Genomic DNA, 2,409 nt, shown 5'->3' with positions numbered 1-2,409 from the left:
GTATGGAAGGCGCTCGTCGGCAGCTTCGTCTCCGTGGCCCCAGTCAGACTCAGCCGCAACGCAACTGGGCCCAGCTGGTACACCGCCGCCTTGTCGACGTCACATATCCGTACGGGGTCTTGCGGTGCCGTCGGCCGACCGGCTGAGCAGTCCTCTGGCTTCGCCACCACTGGCGCCCCCACGACGGGACGTACCGCCAACGGAGCACCGATCACCGGTAGAACTCTGGGCGTTGCCGTGACGGTCGGGCGCGGTGCGGCCTGACCCGGGTCCTTCGTCACCAGCGCCATCGCAACTCCGACGATGATGGTGCCAACCATTGCGACGATGCCGATCGAAGCCAGCGCGGTGATCATGATCTTGCGCGCCGACCACCGCTCCCCGGTGACGAACCGCATCATCGGCTAGGCCGGCGGCAGCGCTTCCGGCACGGGCGCGTCACTCTCGGTGTCCGCCGCGGGCGTGAAGACCTCCTGGCGGATCTGCTGGTCGGTTGCGGGCCATGACACGGCGGCGGGAAACTGCCCCCAGGTGCTGTTGAACATGCCGACGATGACGGCGCGCCCGTCGCCGGCGAGCAGGTAGACGGGACCACCCGAATCGCCCTTCTGGCTGACCACGCCGTTGGTCATCGTGAACCACCCGTTGTTGACGGCGTCCACGGTGCCGCAGCTCTCGCCCGTCACCACCCCGAAGTGGCAGACCTGCTGACCCGGCTGCAGTACGACCGACGGATCGGAGGAGAGCGCCCTCCCGCCGGGCAAGACGTCGTTGATCTGCGCGTCGGGCGCCAGGGCGATGGCCTCCCAGTCGGAGATCTGGTGGTCGGTCGCGACGGTGGCGCCGTTGGGGGTGTTGTCGCTGAAGAGCGTCTGGTGACCGATGACGTTTCCGTCCTTGTCCCCGACGTTCCCACTGCCGCGGCAGTGGCCCGCGGTATACGCGGTCCTGCTCTGCAGATCGACGAACCCGAGCGTGCACCTGTTGGTGTCCTGGTGAATCTCCATGCCGGGATAGACCGCGACGCCGGGGCCGGCCAGAGCGGGCGCTGACGCGCTGACGTACGCAAAGTTCATGATCGCGATCGACGCCGTTGCCACCACGACCGCGCGCAAACAGTTTCGTCGCAACGTCGTCTCCGATCGGTCGAGCTAGCTGGGAGCTCAGCGTACATACGGCAAAGGCGGCCCGCACCAGTAAACTGCGAGCCGCCCCGACGCCCCGCTACGGAATCGTCACTACCTGCCCCGGATGGATCAGGTCCGGATTGGCGATACCACTGGCCTGGGCGATCTGCTGGTACTTGTTGCCGTCGCCGTAGAACCGCTCCGCGATCGCCCACAGCGTGTCACCGGAGACCACCGTGTAGGTGCGAGGTGCGGGCGGTGGCGGAGGAGGAGGAGGTGGCGGTGCCGGCGCTTCTGCCGGTGCCGGCTCTTCGACCGCGGCAGGAACGACTTCTGCTTGCACCTCGGGCGCCGCCGGTGGCGGCTCCGTCACGGGCACCTCGTCGGTCTGGGTGTTCGACGACCAGGCCGGCCCGTCGAATCCGTACAGCACCAGGTTCCGGTCGTTCTGAATGATCAACCGAACGTCCTTGGCGCCCTTGGTCTGACTGGCCCACACCGGATCGTCCGCCGTGTAGAGAACGAAGTTGCCGTCAGTCTGAACTTCGGCGCGGACCACGTTCTTGCCGTTGGTGCCCGTCGACCACACCGATTGGTCACCGGCGTACAGAACCAGATTCCCGTCGTCCTGGAGGGTCAGCTTGTACGCGCCATTGAGCGACGTAAGCGACTGACCGACCTCCAGCTTCTCTCCACCTTGAAGTCTGTCTCCCACGATTTCAACCCTTTCCTCGTCGGCTGGGCCGAGCCTACTTGCAACGGTCGGGCTCATGGGCGGGTTCGGATCCGCACAAGCAAAACGTTTGGCGAACAATCACCTTCGCGCAGTCGACGCCCTTGTCCGACGAGCCATTAGGAGTCGAAGCCGAGGCCGAGCGCGTCCAACGTGCGCAGCAGGACGTTGCGATGACCGGCCGCGTGATCGGCGCGATCGAGAGACCATCTGGTGGCCTGGATTCCGATGCTTGCCAACGGCTCGGGAGGAAATGGCAGCGGCTTCTCGCGCACCATCTCGAGCTCCGTTCGCGGGGTCGGCACACCGCCGAGGAGATCGAGACACACGTCGGCGGCAAACCGTGCGGCGCCAACCCCGAGCCCGGTGAAGCCGTTGACGTACGCGACCCGACCTTCGCGGGCCAGTCCCCAGTGCGCACAGAACCGGGTGTTCGTGTCGATGGCGCCCGCCCATCGATGGCTGAAGCGGACGTCGGTGAGTTGGGGGAAGGTGATGAAGAAGTGCGCCGCCAACTTGCGGTACGTCTCGGGACGGTCCTCGTACCCC

General features: G+C 66.3%; 3 protein-coding genes and 1 pseudogene. All 4 read right to left on the bottom strand.

Translation table 11 applies throughout. The features are described from left to right. The coding region (locus tag ACRDUX_RS00075; RefSeq protein WP_526409816.1) for a hypothetical protein at positions 1-401 on the bottom strand (401 nt) is incomplete at its 3' end. A gap of 3 nt (positions 402-404) precedes the next feature. Continuing rightward, on the bottom strand, positions 405-1,076 hold the full coding sequence (locus ACRDUX_RS00070) for an Rv1815 family serine proteinase (RefSeq protein WP_526409814.1): 672 nt from the start codon (positions 1,074-1,076) through the stop codon (positions 405-407). Between the two features lie 148 nt (positions 1,077-1,224). Beyond that, complete coding sequence (locus tag ACRDUX_RS00065; protein ID WP_526409812.1) at positions 1,225-1,842, bottom strand: LysM peptidoglycan-binding domain-containing protein; 618 nt, start codon at positions 1,840-1,842, stop codon at positions 1,225-1,227. Positions 1,843-1,979: 137 nt separating this feature from the next. Next, positions 1,980-2,409: pseudogene (locus ACRDUX_RS00060) on the bottom strand (FAD-dependent oxidoreductase); the annotation flags it as partial.

Origin of the sequence: Mycobacterium sp. (assembly GCF_050701675.1) — a bacterium.
GTDB lineage: Bacteria > Actinomycetota > Actinomycetes > Mycobacteriales > Mycobacteriaceae > Mycobacterium.
This window is presented reverse-complemented; position numbering and strand designations above follow the sequence as displayed.

Coding starts and splice junctions, on each gene's coding strand:
- ACRDUX_RS00070 (WP_526409814.1), bottom strand. CDS start 1,076: ATGAACTTTGCGTACGTCAGCGCGTCAGCGCCCGCTCTGGCCGGCCCC.